Source organism: Novipirellula aureliae, from assembly GCF_007860185.1.
Taxonomy (GTDB): Bacteria; Planctomycetota; Planctomycetia; order Pirellulales; family Pirellulaceae; genus Novipirellula_A; species Novipirellula_A aureliae.
Genome location: NZ_SJPY01000004.1, coordinates 390,377 through 407,191 on the forward strand (window position 1 = coordinate 390,377; position 16,815 = coordinate 407,191).

Here is a 16,815-nt window from a genome sequence, read left to right on the forward strand (position 1 = left end):
TGGCGGGAAGCCACAGCCACGAAAAATGCTCGCCCAAATCTTTAGTTGTGACAAATACTAGTTTGCCAAAAAGATGCCCGGTTTGACTATGGGGCATACAGGCCCAGCCTACGCTTACGAAGCATCCGAATCGGGCGATTGCAGCAGAGTACTGATCGCATCGAGGTAGCGTTGGATCGACGCGGCGTCGATTTGTTCCCACTTAGACGATTTATGCCTGAGCACTGACAACTTTAGCAATTCAACGGCATCCGCTAAATCGTCGGGTAATTGAGGTAACCCGGCAAACGGTTGGTTTAGCGGCTTATCAGGATCATCGACAACGATACTCTCGGAGTCATTCTTCGGCTTGTTACCCTCCAACGACGCAAACTCTTCGCTCTCTCCAAAATCAGGTTCTTCGTACTTCGGACCGCCCGAAATGGCCGCGTCTTCGTCGTACTCTTTGGTTCGTCCGCCCCCTTGGGCTGGCAAAACGACGTCTTCATCGGTATCGACTTCGACAATCTGGCTGCTGGTAGGACGTTGTGATTCGACCGCACCGGTCGCCTCCCAGCGTTTTTCCCGCATCCCCGAAACGCTCCACGATTGCTGAACCGCTCCCTCTAGCCAAAGCGGAGCATCGTCCCAATCGAGTGCTGCCAGGAAATGGCTCCAGTACAAACCGTGATAAGTCGCATAGGTTGAACCGAAACGATCAAAAACGCGGCGAAGTCGTCCAACGTGCGGTGCGGTCACCCCACCGACTCGCCGCGCCCAAGCGTCGTCCGAATACTCGGTTGCCGGTGCATTCGACTCGATCAGCTTTTCGCGCCAGCGATGGATGATCTCTCCTTTTTCCCAATTCGTGGTACTGATCAACGTGTTCCACCTGCCCACAAACGGCTCAGCCAACTCCGCAAGCTTCGGATCATCATCCTCCCAAGCCTGCTTCGCTTCGACCAAGTCGGGTTCGGCGATTGTCTCAAAGTCGTTGAGAGCATCCCGGCCGCTCAGCGCGTCGGTTTGGGAAGATGCTTCCGGTTCGGCGGAAGGGGCCAATTCAGCATCGGTCTCCAAGGCTGTTTCGGTTTCGGATTCCGTTTCGGGCTCGGAAAGATCTTCGTATTGATCGTCAACGGAGATTGGCGTTTCGTAAGAATCGTCTGGTGTCATCAGCATCCATCGCATGGAAAAAGGTCGAAAATCGGACTGCTGTTAGGCTAACCGGGAAGGGCAATACGATGAAGCGATAGCGTAGAATTTTGACAAAACCCGCCAAATTGTCGGACGGTGAAGCGTTCTACGAAAACCTTAGGGTGTGGAAAAAGTGTTACGAACCTGCCGATTCGATCATTTCGTTCATCTCTTCGACCACTTCCCCCCCAAGCCGCACCGCTTGGCTGGTTTCAAGAATCTGGTCCGCACGCCGAGCACCGACCAGTGCTGCGGTCACACCCGGCTGCGAAATGGCCCAACCGATCGACAATTGACCAACCGTCAGCCCCTCTCGATCCGCAATCGGTCCCAGTGCGTCCAAAATGTCGTGTGTTCGCGCTCTTGCCTCCCCTTGAAAGACCGAATATCCCGGTCGGCTATCGCCTTCGGCAAAGCGATGGTCTCGCGAAATCCCTCCCGACAATAGCCCCTTCATGAGTGTCCAATAAACATAAACCTTGCAGTCATCGGCCGCACACGCGGGAATCAATTCATCGAGTGCATGACGTTGTAACCAATTAAGCGGCGTTTGTATCGCATCGCAGTGGGCCACGCTCTTGAACGATTGGTACTGTGATTCATCCACATTGCAAACGCCTATGTTGGCCGCCAATCCTCGCTGCCGCATTTCTTCGATCGCGCAGGCCGAAATCTCAATCTCGACCTTCGGGTCAATACTATGAAGCATGAGCGTATCGAATCGTTCGATACCTAGTCTGCGAAGCGAGGTTTCCGCATCGGCAACCAGTTGCCGATGCGATCCGTCGATCACACGCTTTTTGTCCTCGGTCCAACGTTGACCTACCTTCCCGATCACGAAGTAGCGATCGCGATCCTGTTGCAAAAACGGACGCAAGGCCTTGTCACTTTCGCCGTCATAACCGTAGCTGAACGCGGTATCAAAACGAGTGATGCCGCTATCAATCGCCGCACGAATGGTTGCCGCAGCATCCGCTTGCGTCACACCGATGGTCGTAACGCCAGCGATCGGCCAGAGACCAAGAACGATTGGATGGGTGGGAGTGTCCATGGTGCCCTCGCTCATTCCTTCCGCGTGTAGATTTGTGGATACATAAATTTGGGAGTTTCGTCGGGACACAAGTAGACAAATCGCTCGGATACGTCTTTGCCCGCGTGCATCAGTGCGACCGTTACCTCGACCGGCGCGTGCTCGATCGGTTCGATTTCAAGGGAGACGAGCCTGTCACCTTGTGTCGTCTTTTTTACCGTCTTGGATATCAGGTTACCACGCACGGTATGAGCGTCCACTATCAGCGATTGTGGGTCAATATTCTCCAAAATCTGTCCCGCAAAGCGGACATCGAGCTTGATCCGTTTGAAATCTCGATTCCGCTGTTCGCTCCTTTCAACACTCAACTGCGTGGCTTTGGCTACATTTGAGTCGCCACCGATCTCTTGCGAAGAAAAGTGGACGCGGTAATGAAGATTGTACGGCTCGCCTAAACGAGGCGGTTGCTGAGGAACCCAATAGGCACCGATATTGTCGACACCTTCATGAGCCCCGGGCAGTTCGAGTAGTTCGATCGATCCTTTTTCCCAATGATTTAGCGGCTCGATCCAGACGTTCGGACGACGATGGTATTGCGCATTGGAATCTTGGTAGTGTTCGAAATCCCGGTTACGCTGGATCAAGCCAAATCCGGCGACGCCGCTGGTCGCGATTCGAGTCACCGAGGGATAGCTTTGGCGAGCAAACGGTCGCCAAATCCTATCGCCTTGCCGATCTCGAATTAACAACCCATCGGCATCGTGAACCGATGGCCGATTGTCGAGTTCCGGTCCTTCAAGTCCATCGCCCCACATCCACATACTTGTTATCGGAGCGATTCCAATCTTCTCAGGAATCTCTCGGAAATAAAGCGAACTGCGAACGTCAACCGTCGTTCCCATCGTCCCCGGTTCAAATTCAAACGCATAAGCTCCACTCAAACTGGGACTATCCAGAAGTGCCATGATCGACAACGTCTTGTCCATTGGCTTCGCTTTTTGGATCCAAAACGCGGTGAACGCGGGGAACTCTTCAGAGCAGGGCAAGCCGATATTAACGGCCAAACCACGTGCGGAACTCCCGTAGACCGTATCAGAGCTACGACCACGAAAGTAGCTCGACCCCAAAAACGTTAGCATCTCTTGGACATCGGTCGCCTTGGGGAAACAACCAACGACACGAACACCTGCATGCCCTGCGTCAACAAGCGATGCCAGCCGTTTGGTCAAAACGTGCTCTGTTTCCGTTCCATAACGAAAGTTGTCAGGCGAAAACCGAATCTCTTCGACCTTGCTATCTTCGATGGTAAACAACGACACACGATCGCGTTGAACGAACCCACGATGAAAGGTTTCAAGCCAAAACGGTGAGTCGGTCTCCTTCCATACCGCTTGATCGTGTCGAAAGTGAATCTCGCGATACTGCTCGTAATCGAGATTGGCCAGCACGTCATCAAGGGGCGCAGCCGAAATGTACGGTTGCTCCGACGTTCGTTTTGCCAATTGCTGAAGCGATCCGTAGCTCCTGATATCTGTCATCGCGATGGCGGTGCTTTCTTCGATGCCCGCCGGCTGCGCATAAACCCCTGATTCATCAATCAAAAGAATAGAAAGAATCAAAACAAAGCCAAAACGCATGGAAAGAACCCAAAGTGAAAGTTTTCGACCGAACGCGCAGCCAGGGTGCAAGTCGTGTGCCGTGCAGACGCGTCGAGCATGGTTTTCAGGCCGCAGAGGCTGTGAGTTTTCAGCAGCCTCCGTGATTCCAGGGAGTCTGGGAACAAGTGTTTTTGACGCAATGACGGATGCCATAACGACGCCAAAGCTACTCGAGCTATGTTGGGGGAAGGCGAGGAGGCCCTCTATGCATCCCGCACTCATCCAGAAATCCGTTTGAATCCAGTCAACATAAGAGATCTCTTCGCAGCGGGATGACGCATGAAGTAATCCCACACCGTTCCCGACATCATATTTTCTGCCATCAGCAACGTGATCCCGGTATCGATGCCAATGACATCGGGATCGACCCAATGGGTGACAGGGTTGTAGGCGTTCACGAAACCATAGCGACCATAGATGGCATCCTCGAATCGCGTTTTTTGCAGCATCAGGGTGCGCAACGATTGTTCAGGCACGAACGGTAGCCCGCCCGCTGCGGCGCTGGGGACCAACGTGCCATCGATCCCACGATCTGGCTCGATGCGCCCTTCCTGGTACGGCCCACCCCAATCTCGGTAGCCCGACTCGCTGTCGCTGCTGGTCAGCCCCCAAAGATCCTTGCTGTAATGACCAAGTCGCTCTGGGTACTTCAGGCCGAGCCGGGTCAGAAAATCGATATGGGCTTTGTGGGCAATGACGGAGTTTTGAAAATAGTCCCTACCATTTGGTGAACGGTATTCTCGCACGTCAAAAAACGCCAGCGGGTACTGATGCACAAACAGCGGTGGGTAGTTTAGATATTCGATACCACCGAACGTCAGCATCGATTCACGTTGCCACGCTCGCCAACAACGGGGCGGAATCGGTCGCTGTGGAGCTCCGATCGCCAAGAATACTAAGATGATTAACTCGCTAAACCGGTCCCACTGGTTTGGGATCATTCCACGTTCGGGTGTCCAACCCATATGCATACAATCGTTGCTGCCGAGCATCCAATTCCAATCGACTCGGCAATACAACGCATCTGCCAACTCGACAATTTTTTCGTCATCGGAAAATAGGGTTGATACGGTCATCGCCCCCGCAATCATCAGCGCCGTATCGATGGTAGAGGCCTCGCTTTTCCACATCCGTCGTCCGGTCGATCGATCCAAGAAATGATACAAAAATCCTTTGTGATGATCTGCTTTTTCAAGCAAAGAACGAAGCAACAACCGTACTCGCTCGGCAATTTCTCCGCGAGGCAGCCATTGATGATGTGCCGCGACACAGTGCGATGCCAATGAAAAACCGCAAGCAGCAATGCTTGCTTGACGACTTGGCGAACGTCCATCGGTCGACGCGCGATCCGACACCAGCGCCGTCGTTGGATCGGAGGCTTCGAGAAAATATTGATAGCAGCATCGCTGCATGTCGATCAAAAAGGCTCGCTCGTGATCGGTTATTTGATGATCGCGATCGTCCAAATCGGAAGCTTTCGAGAGTGAGAATGATAGCGGTAACGACAATGCGGACCCTAGTACGGTTCGCCGCCTGATCTTCATTCGTTTCATGGGAGTACGACTCCACCTTCTACAGGTTCAAGCTTCGCGGGCTACAGGTTCAAGCTTCGCGGGCTACAGGTTCAAGCTTCGCGGGGAATTGGAGCAGACGGTATTGCCTGCGTTTTGGTAAACGACGTCGCCCATTTCCTGGGCAGCCCAAGTCAATCATGCCTAACGAGCAAGCATGTCTGTGAACGGTTCCGTCGGCTTCCATCCGATGACTTTGGCTGAAAACCGACCAAATTTAGAGCAGCTCGGTATATTTCCGTTTCGTTCAGTTTAGTCGCCATAGCCGATTTAGTAACCACGGTGTCTGCCGCTAGCTGTCTGGAAACGGGAGATAACGCCCCTTAAGCATTGGGCAAACCCGCTGTCGACCGTTCTTACATCGAATTGGCACATCGTTTGTATTGAACGTCTGATCCACGGCGATCGTTTTTCCGCGTTTGCTGTGCTTGTCAACAAATCTTGTCTATAAGAATCGAGAAATATCGCTATGGTCAACAAGCTTGCTAACGCGACTCCGGAGTCCGTCGTGAAATTCGTTCGTGTCAACCTGCGCCACTATTTGTCTTGTTCGGGTTTCGACGGCCCGGGCTTGGAGAGCACGATTGATCAGATCCTTGCGCAGTGCGATTGCCTTGACCGTCGTTTGGACTCGGATGGCTCAAGGTACTTTCGCCAAGCGATGTCATTGGCGGTAGGCAAAGTGACTGAGCCGACCATGCGGTATCAAGGAACGTTGCCACATGCGGTTCCACCGGAGTGTCAGCGAACGATGGAGCCCTGCGAACCAACCGAAACGATATGGTTTTTCCGCGCTCGTTGGTGGTTGGAATTTCTTGGTTTTGCCGAACCACGAACGGTTCGCGCCGACCAAGTCGCGTAAGGCTTTCCTACCATGAAGACGACGACAACCGGTTTATCGTTCCATCGACGGATGCGAGCGATTCGCGCCTTGGTGGCTTTGGCAACACTGCTGATGACGCTCCTTGCCTCATCGAGCTACATTGCGGTGGCCAGCAATGGAGCGGGCATCAACATTATTGAATGGATGAGTGTCCCTTTGTTCGCCATCTTGTTCGGATGGATCGCTTTCTCGTTCTGGCTCGCAACGCTCGGCTTCGTTGTTGCCTCGCGTGAACGACGTCAGGAGGGACGAGGGCAGGAGGTTTGGCAAACGAAGGAATCAAAAGGAGCGGTCGTTTCATCGAAGCGGACGGCGGTTCTGATGCCAATCTACAATGAATCACCGACAAGGGTGTTTGCGGGTGTGAAGGCGATGATGCTTGAATGGAAACACCGCAACTTGGCGGAACAATTCGACTTCTACATCCTCAGCGATACAACGGACCATGAGGTCTGGCTTGAAGAAGAGGCCGCATGGTCCAAGTTGACGGAGTCACTTGGTAGCAGTGACCACTTGTACTACCGGCACCGGCCCGCGAACACGGCCCGCAAAGCGGGGAACATTGCCGATTTTGTTCAACGTTGGGGGGCACACCATGATTATATGATCATCCTTGACGCCGATAGTCTCGTTTCGGCTACGACGATGTCCGCGATGGTGGAGCGAATGGATGGGGATGAGCGGCTTGGTATTCTGCAAATCCCCCCCGTTCCCATCGGACGAATGTCATTGTTTGCACGAATCCAGCAATTTTCCGCTAGTGTTTACGGCCCGATTTTCGTCAAAGGCTTCTCCGCTTGGGCTGGCAACGAAGGCAATTACTGGGGACACAACGCGATCATTCGTGTGGAAGCGTTCAGGCGTCACTGCAACCTGCCGATCCTGCCTGGCAAACCGCCTCTTGGTGGCGAGATTTTGAGCCACGACTTTGTCGAAGCAGCCTTGCTGGTTCGTGCCGGCTGGAAGGTCCAAGTCGCTACCGATATCGGCGGCAGCTACGAGGAGTGCCCAACGACGTTGGCGGATTATGCCCAGCGAGATCAGCGATGGTGTCAAGGCAATCTACAGCACGCCAAGTTGTTGCTTGCGGAAAACTTCAACTCCCTCAGTCGCCTGCATTTCGGATGTGGCGTGATGGCATACTCAGCATCGCCGATTTGGGTTTTGTTTACGCTGTTCTGTATGGTTGGAATGGCGATCGACTCTTACACAAACCGTCCAATGGCTTCTAGCGGGATGGGGCCAGGAGCACTGATGATTTTCATCGCCGCAATGTTGTTGTTGCTGTTACCTAAAGCCTGGGGCGTGCTGTTGATAGGTGGAAACCGGGAACAAACACGCCGCCATGGTGGATACATCCGTTTGTGGGTCAGCGCCATTGTGGAAACGGCCTGTTCGGTTCTGTTGTCTCCGATCATGGCCATCTTCCATACCCGTTTTGTGATCGCGGTACTTCGCGGCGCAAACGTGCATTGGTCCGCTCAACAGCGTGACGAGCGGGGCGTTCGATGGGGGGAAGCGTTCCAGCAATTCTACGCGATTACGTTTGGCGGTGTTGTCGCCACGGTCCTGATCGCTCTCTTTCTTCCGCGATTGTTAGCTTGGTTCTCACCACTGTTAGCAGGAGTCTTGTTGTCGATCCCGATCGCGGTCGCAATGGGCAGCCAGCGTTTGGGACGCTGGCTCCACAATCGCGGGCTCTTGCTAGTACCCGCGGAAACGCACCCACCGATTATCTGTGTTTACCATCAACACGCATTGTCGGAATCCATCAACGATAGCGGCGACTCGCCCAGGCGAAGCTGGTTTGAACAAGTTCTCTCCGACCCCAAAGCCTTTGCAAGGCATATTCATGTTCAGCAAATAACGTCATCCGATACCAAGTTGCCGTTACATCAAGCGAAAGCGATCGAAGCAACCTTCGCAGACGGCGGAGCAAACGCAATCCCAAAAGAACTGCTTTATGGATTGTTATTGGATAGCGAGCTCTTAAAGAAATTGCACATCGAATCTCAAATGCCAAATTTCAGCTAGCCCGGATGATTCATGGGCTTGCAAATTGTTTTGCTAACGTCTACGCCTTCAAGCGTTTACGTTCATTGCTCGAAAGACAGTCTGCGAATTAGCCGTTTTGGCGTTAGCGGGCTGTCGATTTAATCGGTTTGACTCGACTTATTGTTTAACGCCAAGCCGTAGGCGACCGCTTATGGAAAAGCTGACGCCTTCGGCTAAGCGTTAAACGACTAAATCAGCAGGCCGTTAGCCACGGTTCACACGACAAATCACGCAGCCGTGGCTATCGGGCTGTCGATTTAATCGGTTTGACTCGACTGATTGTTTAACGCCAAGCCGTAGGCGACCGCTTTTGGAAAAGCTGACGCCTTCGGCTAAGCGTTAAACGACTAAATCAGCAGGCCGCTATCGCCAAAACGGCTAACGAATCATCCGGGCTGGGGTCGAGGAGAAATTGCAGACCTGCAAAAGAGGCGACGGTGGGATTCGAACCCACGAATAAAGGATTTGCAATCCTTCGCCTTAGCCACTTGGCCACGTCGCCTTTTATTGAATCGCCCAGGGTTGAAGATGCAAACTTCGCAGTCTGCTTTTTCCGAGACGATTACGTTGGTGTTTGTGCAAATTAGGGGATGCTTGCCGATTAGTCAAGATCGCTGAAGGGAAGGACTCGGCACAAATTCCCTTTCTGTAGAGCTGACCCGATTCGAACCCGTTCGGCTGTAGGGTTTCTATCGGCGGCGATTCGGCGATTCTTTAGGCGGAGCGGCGAAAAAAGAATGCCGCCTGCTATGTCGTGTGAGTCACCGGCTCCTTGGCAGCTTTCGATGGTCGGCCAAGTTCGGCAGAGATCCGCCAGTCCACCAGATGGATTTCGACTTTGCGCATCCCACGAAATTCGTTGATGACGGGACGATAAGCAATTTCAAAGGGCTTGTCTAAGTCGTTCAGCAACTCGCACCAATCACCAGCCCCGAAAGCAACCCCACGGACGACCTTGGCACCCTGTCGAAGCAAGACGCTTAAGTGTCGATCGCCGCCACCCATTCGCCGAGCGGGTTCTTCGAGTTCGATGCCACGACAAAACAGAACGGGCCTGGGGTTTCCCGCGCCGAAGGGGGCCAATGTTTCGATATACTTAGCGGTTTCCATGTTCAATTGTCCCAGCGACGCTTCGGCATCGATCACAATTTCGGGTTCGATCTGTCGCTCGCTCCACTGCTTGGCAACCGCTTCGCAGAAATCACCTCGGAAAGCATCGATCTGACTCTCGTCGATCGTCAATCCCGCGGCCGCTTTGTGGCCGCCGAAGCGGACCAGCCGTTCGCTGCATTCGCTCAGCGCTTCGAACAAGTCGATGTCCGTGCCACCCACTCGGCCGGAACCAACCGCATCGCTTTGTCCGGTCGAATCGAGCGACAATACCAAGACCGGCTTCGCATGTTTTTCGGCCAACCGACCTGCCACGACGCCGATCACCCCAGCGTGCCAGCCGACTCCGCATAGTACGAATGCGGGATCGGTGTCCGCATCGAATTCCTCCTTGATCTGCTTTTCAGCGGCTAAGGTGACGCTTCGCTGCAGCGTGTCTCGGTCGCTGTTGAGATTATGAATATACTCGGCCAACGAGACAGCTCGTTCGCCCGCTGGGGTCGTCAACAACTCGACTGCCAATTGGGCTTGCCCAAGTCGTCCGGCGGCGTTCAGCCGAGGCGCCAGCGTGAACGCGATATCGTCCGCTTGAATGCTCGATTTCTGGTCCAGTTTGGTGACCTTCATCAGTTCCGCCAAACCAGCGGATGGATTGATTTGCAGAGCTTTCAAGCCGTGCTCGACAATCACACGGTTTTCATCGAGCAAGGGAACGACATCGGCGATGGTCCCGATCGCGGCCAAGATCAGAGCTTGCCGCAAATAGACCCGCATCGGTTCGGACACCTTGTTGCTTCCGCAAACCTTTTGACAAATCGCCCAGACCAACTTGAAGGCAACCCCCGCGCCGCATAACCCGCCAAATGGGTACGCCGACCCAGGCAATCGTGGATGGACAATCGCATCGGCACAAGGCAATTCACCATCAATGGTATGATGATCGGTGATGATCAGTTTGACGCCCAGTTCGCGGCACAGAGCAGCTTGCGTGCGGCTGGTGATTCCACAATCGACTGAGACAATCAGTTTCTTGCCGCGTTCGGCTAATTTGCGGATCGCGGCATCGCCCAATCCGTAGCCGTCCTCTAGCCGATTGGGGACATGGTAGCTGACGTCGGCCCCGAATAGCCTCAGCCCGTTGAAGAGAATCGCTGTGCCGGTCATGCCGTCGGCATCGTAGTCGCCATAGACGGTGATCGGCGTCTTTGCAGCAACGGCATCACGAATGATGTCGGCCGCTTCGGGAACACCAGGCAATTCATTTGGGTCACGCAGGTTTGCCAACTTGGTGCTCAGAAAAGTCGCGGCGTCATCGGCCTGGTAGATGCCTCGGCTGACGAGCAACTGGGCCACCACCGCAGGCAGTTTGGCCGTCCGAGAAAGCTGTTCGACGCGCGCAGCATCGTGGGGGACAATCCGCCATCGGCGTTGCATCCATGACTCCAGTATCGTTAAGCGAGAATCCCGCCGTGGCCCAGACTTCTAGCCTGGGTTTTGTTGTGGTCCCAGGTTGTTGTGGTCCCAGGCTGGAAGCCTAGGCCACGCTTTTGCGGCGAAGCCAATTTACGAAAAGCAGCCTATTTTTTCTTCTCGACATGCCAAGTGTGCTTGCGAAGCCGTGGGCTGTACTTCTTTAAACGAAGCTTTTCGCCACCCGCTTTACGCTGCAAAGTGTAGTTGTAATCGTTGGTTTCTTCGCAAACCAAGAACACGGTATCTGCTTTCTTTTTGCTACGGCCAGCCATCGGGATCGTCTTTTATGAGTTGATTTGATTTGTTGGGGGAGGGGCCTCAAGCGAGGACTCATTACATTATTGCAAGGTCGAGCGCCTTTTCACAAGCCTCTTTTTCGACAACTTCATATCAATCGAGCCGTCCGCTGTCAAGCTGCCTGCCCCAAAGGCAGCAAGGGCGCACCGGGATCGTCAAATGCGATCTATAGGTCACGGACCTCGCTCCAGGCGAATCCATTTCCATTCCCCTTGCAGGTGGGAAAGTTATTTTTCTTGACGCGCTAGCAATGCTTCGATCGTTTGCCGCATCTCTTTTTCGCCTTCACTACCCTGCCAATTCATTTCGCCCTGCCACCAGCGCACAAGCAGGCCATCTTGGTCGATCAGGTAAACGGTTGGCCACATCGTGTTCGCCCAAGCTTTCCAGTTAGCTGATTCGCGGTCCATCAAAATACGGTAGCCAATTTTTTCTCTTTCTGCCGCTTTGCGAACAAGATTGGGGTCGCGTTCCGACGGCGTTTCAGGCGTTTGAATCCCGATAACCACCAACCCCCGATCCGCATAATCGTCATGCCAAGCTTGGTAGTGCGGCAGATTTCGCTGGCAATTGATGCACTGAAAAGCGTAGAAATGAACGGCAACGACTTTACCTCGCAAATCGTCGAGCGTGACGGGCGCCCCTTTGATCCAGTCGCTCGGGACAGCTAAAAGCTCTGGAGCGGACGGGTAGAGACGCGTCACGGTGTTAAATGCAAACGGTTCGCCAATCAGCTGGCTCAATCGAGACCGCTGCTCCGCGGTCAATAGCTCGCTCACTGCATTTTGCTCCTCCGCTTGTGCGGCCGCGACTCTTTCCCCAGCCTCCTCCGCCGATATCTTCTTGCTCGCCAATTCCGCCTGCGTTTCGCTCGTCACCCGATCTCGCTCGGCGTAACGCTTCGCCAGTTTTGAGACGAGTTCGTCGCTCAGCATTGCCGCTGCCTGAACGTCTTCAAGCAGCACCATTCGAGTGCCGAGGGCTTGCCGCCGGAGTTGTTTTAAACGCTTGAACTGGTCTTCCGAGAGGATGTCGGGAAGCCGCATGAACAAGTCGAGTTCGAGCGAAGCAACCTTCGCTTGCTGCTCATTCGCAGGAAGAATGCGTGAGCGAAGCCACGGTCCATCGAGCAATTGGAGCACGGCCCGAAGCTCGTCAATCTGTTTCGCGTTGAGACCGAGGTCGTCATGAACAGCCTTATTTCGGATCATTTGAAGCAGCACCGGCGGTAGCTGGATCTCGGATTCCGCTGCCTGGGCGGTTGGCGAAGCAGCGATGGTGATTGCGATGGCGGCGGCGATGGCGGCGGCGAGCAAGACAGAAAAAATGAAAGACCTGGGTTTCTGGCGGGATTCGAGGGCCGCACAGGCCGGTAGTGAGGGGCTGCTGAACAAACCCATGGCAGGGGCTCCGAGTTTGGGTTGCATGAAAAGTTGGAGTCTAGACGTTCGTGCTTTGTCCAGATTAAAACATCAGGGTAAGAACCTTCCGTGACGGGAGCTTCCAGCCGCCCGTGACTGGGGCTTCCAGCCGCAGTCGACTGAGGCAAAATGCCCCAGCCACTCTTTCCTCAAGCCTAAAATCAAGCGGTCACAAAACGCCCGTGCTTTGGGGCCCGTGCATCGGGAATGCCCCATCACCGAGTCGTAAAGTCACGACGGGGAAACGCCGCCGCCACCAAAGCACGCCGAAAGCCGCGACCAAAAATGGAGCTCCTGCCGTCCCTGCAGAACTTTCATCTCCGTCATCTTTCATCTTATTGCACTGGGTACCCCTTACACTGCGTGCCCCAGGACTTTCGCCCAGGGCTATAGTCTACCGTGGCTTCGCCACTCGAGCAAACTCAGTGCGAGGAGCAAACGAGTCTCTTCATAGAACCGTAGAATCTTGCGTCAACCCTCAGCTTTTTGCACCCCAACGCAGGCAGGCAGATCCGTGCAGGTAACGAAAGCCAAGCTCCAGCGAGCCACATGGAAGGACACCGTCCAGTTAACACCGTCCAATTAGACGAAATCTACTTTATCAACTTTCCGCAAGCTTGTCTGAGACCGGAAGCAAAACGGCAACCGCAGGCTCAAAATCGGGCACCGGGGAAAATTTATCCAAAAATGGGCTATCAACCAGGTCGCTTTGGGCTTGCGTATCAAGCCGAATTCGCCATACTTATCCGCCACCCAGTAGGAAAGATCCCTAGACAGGGCTGCCAGCCGGCAGCATTCCTACGGAAGAAGTACTGAATCACAAGCGTTAGATGAAACAATGCGTGCTGATGTTAGGCACCATTTTAAAGCATATTTAGACCGAATCACATTCTGACTGGAAGGTTAGTCCAGCCATGGCAGACGTTTTGCAAGTCGAGAAGCGAGAGCAAATGGGCTCGCGAGCCACTCGGCGACTGCGCCAAGGCGGCCTTGTGCCTGCTGTTTTGTACGGACACGGTCAAGAGACCGAATCGTTGTCGATCCCCGTCGATCAAGTGAAAATGCTGTTGCGAAACCATTCGCGGACGGTTGAGCTTGCGGGTGCGATCAAAGAAACCGCGATGGTTCGCGATATGCAGTGGGACCCGTTGGGGATCGATGTGTTGCACCTCGATTTGATGCGAGTCAATTTGTCGGAAAAGGTTGACGTAACCGTTGCCATTCACGTGCATGGCGAAGCAGCTGGTGTTCGCGAAGGCGGCGTGTTGATCGAAAATCGTCACGATGTCGACATTCGCTGCCCGGCAGGTTCGATCCCCGATTCGCTGACCGTCCAGGTGGCGGACCTGAAGCTAGGCGAGACCTTGCTGGCTTCCGATCTGGAACTTCCCGAAGGAGTCGAGTTGGTAACGGCGGGTGACTCACCGATCATTCATATCGAAGAAGTTCGTGCGGAAGAGCCAAGCGAGGACGCTGGTGAGTCGATGGCGGAGCCTGAAATGATTGGCAAGGGTGCTGCCAAAGACGAGGAAGAGGGGGCTTAGGTCACTTTTCGAGTGGGCGTATTTCGTTAAACCACTACGCCGAGAGAATAGAACTGTTACCATGAAGTTGATCGTTGGGCTCGGCAATCCGGGCCGCAAGTACGAGCAAACCCGGCATAACGTTGGCTTCGTGGTGGCGGCAAAGTTCGCAGCGATCATTTTGGCCGATCCGTCGAAAAGTCGCTTCGAAGGTGAATGGGCTGAGGGCATGGTCGGCGGTGAAAAGATTGCTGTGCTATGTCCACATACCTATATGAATGCGAGTGGACAGAGCGTCCGAAAGGCAGTTGACTTTTTTAAGCTCGATCCAGAACAGATTTTAGTGGTTTGCGATGATTTGAACCTGCCATGCGGGCGACTGAGGCTCAGGCCTTCAGGCTCTTCCGGCGGGCAAAAAGGGTTGGCGGATATCGCCAGGCATTTGGGAACCGAAGCGTTCGCAAGATTGCGGGTGGGAATCGGCAGGCCTCCCGACGGATGGCAAGTCGTCGACTACGTGCTCGGGAAATTTAATAAAAGCGAAGAAGATACAATCGAAACCGTGACGACGCGAGCAGCTTATGCTGGGATCGATTGGATCAACGAGGGGATCATGCCAACGATGGCAAAGTACAATGCCCCCAGCCCTGAAACAGGCTCAAAGTAGATTGGCTTGAAGCAGAAACAGGCTCGAACTAACGAACAACTGTCCTTACGAAAACAGATAAGCAAAGAGACGAAGAAACCGTGGCGAAAAATACTTACGAAACATTGTTCATCCTCGACAGCAACCACTACGCTCGCGACCCAGGCGGAGTGGCGAAGCAGATCGAGCAGATTGTGACCGAAAATGGTGGCACCGTTTTGGTCAACCGTCTTTGGATGGAGCAAAAATTGGCCTACCCTATCGATAAGCACCAAAAGGGTACTTATTGGTTGTGCTACCACGAATCGGAAGGTAGCGGTTTGGTCGATATGGCTCGCGGCTTCACGCTCTGCGAATCGATTATTCGCGAAATGACAATCAAACTTGATCCGCGATTGGTTGAGCCAATGCTGGCGAACGCTCGAGGTGAATCGTTCAATCCCTCGTCCTCCAGTTCCAGTGATGACGATGACTCAAACGATACATCCGATAGTGACGACGACAGCGAAGCAGTCGATGATGATGTCGTCGCCTCGCGGTCGTAAAAATGCGGTCGTAAAGCGAACGTGCCTGGGACTTGAAATTTCGAACCAGGTAGACAGAAACGATAGGAAGATGCAATGGCAAACTACAACCGAGTCGTTTTGGTAGGAAACATTACCCGAGACATTGAGCTTCGATACACTCCAGGCGGAATGGCGGTTGTCGACGTCGGCTTAGCAATCAGCGAGAAACGCAAATCCTCGTCTGGCGATTGGGTCGATGATACGGTTTTTGTCGACGTGACCCTGTGGGGACGAAATGCGGAAGTCGCTAGCGAGTATTTAGGAAAAGGCTCTTCTGTCCTGATTGAGGGCAGGCTAAAGTACGACACCTGGGAAGCCGATGGGCAAAAACGTAGTAAGTTGAGAGTGGTTGGCGAGAAGATTCAATTTCTCGGCAGCCCAAAAGGAAGTCATCCGAGCGGCGGAACCGTTCGAAGTGATGCACCAAAGGGAACGCAGCAATCCAGTTCCCCGAATGCAGGTCCTTCCGAAGCAAGCAAGAACAAACCACCCGTCGCTGATCCAAGCGGCGAATCCTCGTCAACGAGTCCCCCTCATTCCAGTCCTCCTGGCGTTCGGGAAGCTCAACCGACAGGTGACGGTCCCGGTTATGGCGACCCCGAAATTCCGTTTTAGTGTCGACATGCGAAGCGGATCGATTTAATTCACAACCAAACCATCATTCATATTTACAGAACAAAAACTCGAGTATTTTGATGCCGAAACCAAAAACAGCAACCGGCCGAAAGTTCAAACGACCTTACAAGCGTTTGCCTAAAGGGCCAAACGGTGGTATTCAGCTCCTGCTGATCCACAACGTTGAAAACCTGGGCAAACAGGGCGACATCGTCGAAGTACGTTCGGGTTACGCATTGAATTACTTGATGCCGCAAGGGTTGGCGACATTGGCAACCGACCACCATGCTCGCATGGTCGAGAAGCATCGTGAAAAACTTCGCGAAATCGAACTCGAGCGACTCAAGAGTTACCGTGATTTGGCAGACGAACTTGGCAAGCAATCGATCACGATCGAAGCGAACGCCAACGACGAAGGTCACCTTTATGGCAGCGTCACGGCACACGAGATCGTCGATGCACTCAAGGGTGCGGGCTTCACTTTGGCTCAAGACCAAATTCGTCTCGACGGACCGCTCAAGGAACTTGGACTTTACACCGTCAAAGTGCACCTGCATGGCGAGGTCGACGCTAGCTTGAAGGTTTGGGTTGTACCAACCGTTGTCACCGAAGAAGCATAGCTGGCAATCCACTGCGATTGAGAAGACAACGGGGCTGTGGCGGAACTGGCAGACGCGCTGGATTTAGGATCCAGTTCCTTTACTGGAGTGCAGGTTCGATTCCTGTCAGCCCTATTGGTTCACATCGAAGCACCCAGATCCAATTGGATCTGGGTGCTTTTTTCTGTAGTG

At 53.7% G+C, this 16,815-nt stretch carries 14 protein-coding genes and 2 tRNA genes; 8 read left to right on the forward strand and 8 right to left on the reverse strand.

Annotated features, from left to right (window positions below; genetic code table 11):
- Nucleotides 1-114: 114 nt before the first annotated feature.
- The 4 genes from Q31b_RS13830 to Q31b_RS13845 form a co-directional block, all read right to left on the reverse strand.
- A complete protein-coding gene (locus tag Q31b_RS13830; RefSeq protein WP_146600267.1) occupies nucleotides 115-1,170 on the reverse strand; it encodes a hypothetical protein in 1,056 nt (351 codons plus the stop codon).
- Between the two features lie 142 nt (nucleotides 1,171-1,312).
- Nucleotides 1,313-2,227 carry an aldo/keto reductase gene (locus tag Q31b_RS13835; RefSeq protein WP_146600268.1) on the reverse strand — a complete coding sequence of 305 codons (915 nt, stop codon included), beginning with the start codon at nucleotides 2,225-2,227 and terminating at the stop codon, nucleotides 1,313-1,315.
- Nucleotides 2,228-2,238: 11 nt separating this feature from the next.
- Nucleotides 2,239-3,843, reverse strand: coding sequence for a glucan biosynthesis protein (locus tag Q31b_RS13840; protein ID WP_197171513.1), 1,605 nt, complete (start codon nucleotides 3,841-3,843; stop codon nucleotides 2,239-2,241).
- A gap of 239 nt (nucleotides 3,844-4,082) precedes the next feature.
- Nucleotides 4,083-5,417: a glucoamylase family protein gene (locus tag Q31b_RS13845; protein ID WP_231617562.1), complete on the reverse strand. Its 1,335-nt coding sequence runs from the start codon at nucleotides 5,415-5,417 to the stop codon at nucleotides 4,083-4,085.
- A 487-nt stretch (nucleotides 5,418-5,904) separates the two neighbouring features.
- On the opposite strand from Q31b_RS13845, the gene Q31b_RS13850 reads away from it, so the two are divergent.
- Nucleotides 5,905-6,297 (forward strand): hypothetical protein, encoded by a 393-nt coding sequence (locus Q31b_RS13850; RefSeq protein WP_146600270.1) that lies wholly within the window; start codon nucleotides 5,905-5,907, stop codon nucleotides 6,295-6,297.
- Nucleotides 6,298-6,309: 12 nt separating this feature from the next.
- A complete protein-coding gene (gene mdoH / locus Q31b_RS13855; protein WP_231617563.1) occupies nucleotides 6,310-8,352 on the forward strand; it encodes a glucans biosynthesis glucosyltransferase MdoH in 2,043 nt (680 codons plus the stop codon).
- A 450-nt stretch (nucleotides 8,353-8,802) separates the two neighbouring features.
- Here mdoH and Q31b_RS13860 read toward each other — a convergent pair.
- The 4 genes from Q31b_RS13860 to Q31b_RS13875 all read right to left on the reverse strand — a co-directional run bounded on the left by Q31b_RS13860 (nucleotide 8,803) and on the right by Q31b_RS13875 (nucleotide 12,680).
- A tRNA-Cys gene (locus Q31b_RS13860) sits at nucleotides 8,803-8,875 on the reverse strand.
- Between the two features lie 245 nt (nucleotides 8,876-9,120).
- Complete coding sequence (gene recJ / locus Q31b_RS13865) at nucleotides 9,121-10,917, reverse strand: single-stranded-DNA-specific exonuclease RecJ (protein ID WP_146600271.1); 1,797 nt, start codon at nucleotides 10,915-10,917, stop codon at nucleotides 9,121-9,123.
- A 143-nt stretch (nucleotides 10,918-11,060) separates the two neighbouring features.
- Nucleotides 11,061-11,228 (reverse strand): 50S ribosomal protein L33, encoded by a 168-nt coding sequence (gene rpmG, locus Q31b_RS13870; RefSeq protein WP_146600272.1) that lies wholly within the window; start codon nucleotides 11,226-11,228, stop codon nucleotides 11,061-11,063.
- Between the two features lie 252 nt (nucleotides 11,229-11,480).
- Complete coding sequence (locus tag Q31b_RS13875; protein WP_146600273.1) at nucleotides 11,481-12,680, reverse strand: redoxin domain-containing protein; 1,200 nt, start codon at nucleotides 12,678-12,680, stop codon at nucleotides 11,481-11,483.
- Nucleotides 12,681-13,588: 908 nt separating this feature from the next.
- Here Q31b_RS13875 and Q31b_RS13880 point away from each other — a divergent pair.
- The 6 genes from Q31b_RS13880 (at nucleotide 13,589) to Q31b_RS13905 (ending at nucleotide 16,758) form a co-directional block, all read left to right on the forward strand.
- Complete coding sequence (locus tag Q31b_RS13880) at nucleotides 13,589-14,218, forward strand: 50S ribosomal protein L25 (protein ID WP_146600274.1); 630 nt, start codon at nucleotides 13,589-13,591, stop codon at nucleotides 14,216-14,218.
- Between the two features lie 61 nt (nucleotides 14,219-14,279).
- Nucleotides 14,280-14,864 carry an aminoacyl-tRNA hydrolase gene (gene pth / locus Q31b_RS13885; protein WP_146600275.1) on the forward strand — a complete coding sequence of 195 codons (585 nt, stop codon included), beginning with the start codon at nucleotides 14,280-14,282 and terminating at the stop codon, nucleotides 14,862-14,864.
- 80 nt (nucleotides 14,865-14,944) lie between these two features.
- The gene (gene rpsF / locus Q31b_RS13890; RefSeq protein WP_146600276.1) at nucleotides 14,945-15,388 is read left to right on the forward strand and encodes a 30S ribosomal protein S6; all 444 of its coding nucleotides are present in this window, start codon (nucleotides 14,945-14,947) and stop codon (nucleotides 15,386-15,388) included.
- Between the two features lie 75 nt (nucleotides 15,389-15,463).
- Complete coding sequence (gene ssb, locus Q31b_RS13895) at nucleotides 15,464-16,024, forward strand: single-stranded DNA-binding protein (RefSeq protein ID WP_146600277.1); 561 nt, start codon at nucleotides 15,464-15,466, stop codon at nucleotides 16,022-16,024.
- Nucleotides 16,025-16,104: 80 nt separating this feature from the next.
- Nucleotides 16,105-16,644 (forward strand): 50S ribosomal protein L9, encoded by a 540-nt coding sequence (rplI, locus tag Q31b_RS13900; protein ID WP_146600278.1) that lies wholly within the window; start codon nucleotides 16,105-16,107, stop codon nucleotides 16,642-16,644.
- A gap of 30 nt (nucleotides 16,645-16,674) precedes the next feature.
- A tRNA-Leu gene (locus Q31b_RS13905) sits at nucleotides 16,675-16,758 on the forward strand.
- The last annotated feature ends 57 nt before the right edge of the window (nucleotides 16,759-16,815 follow it).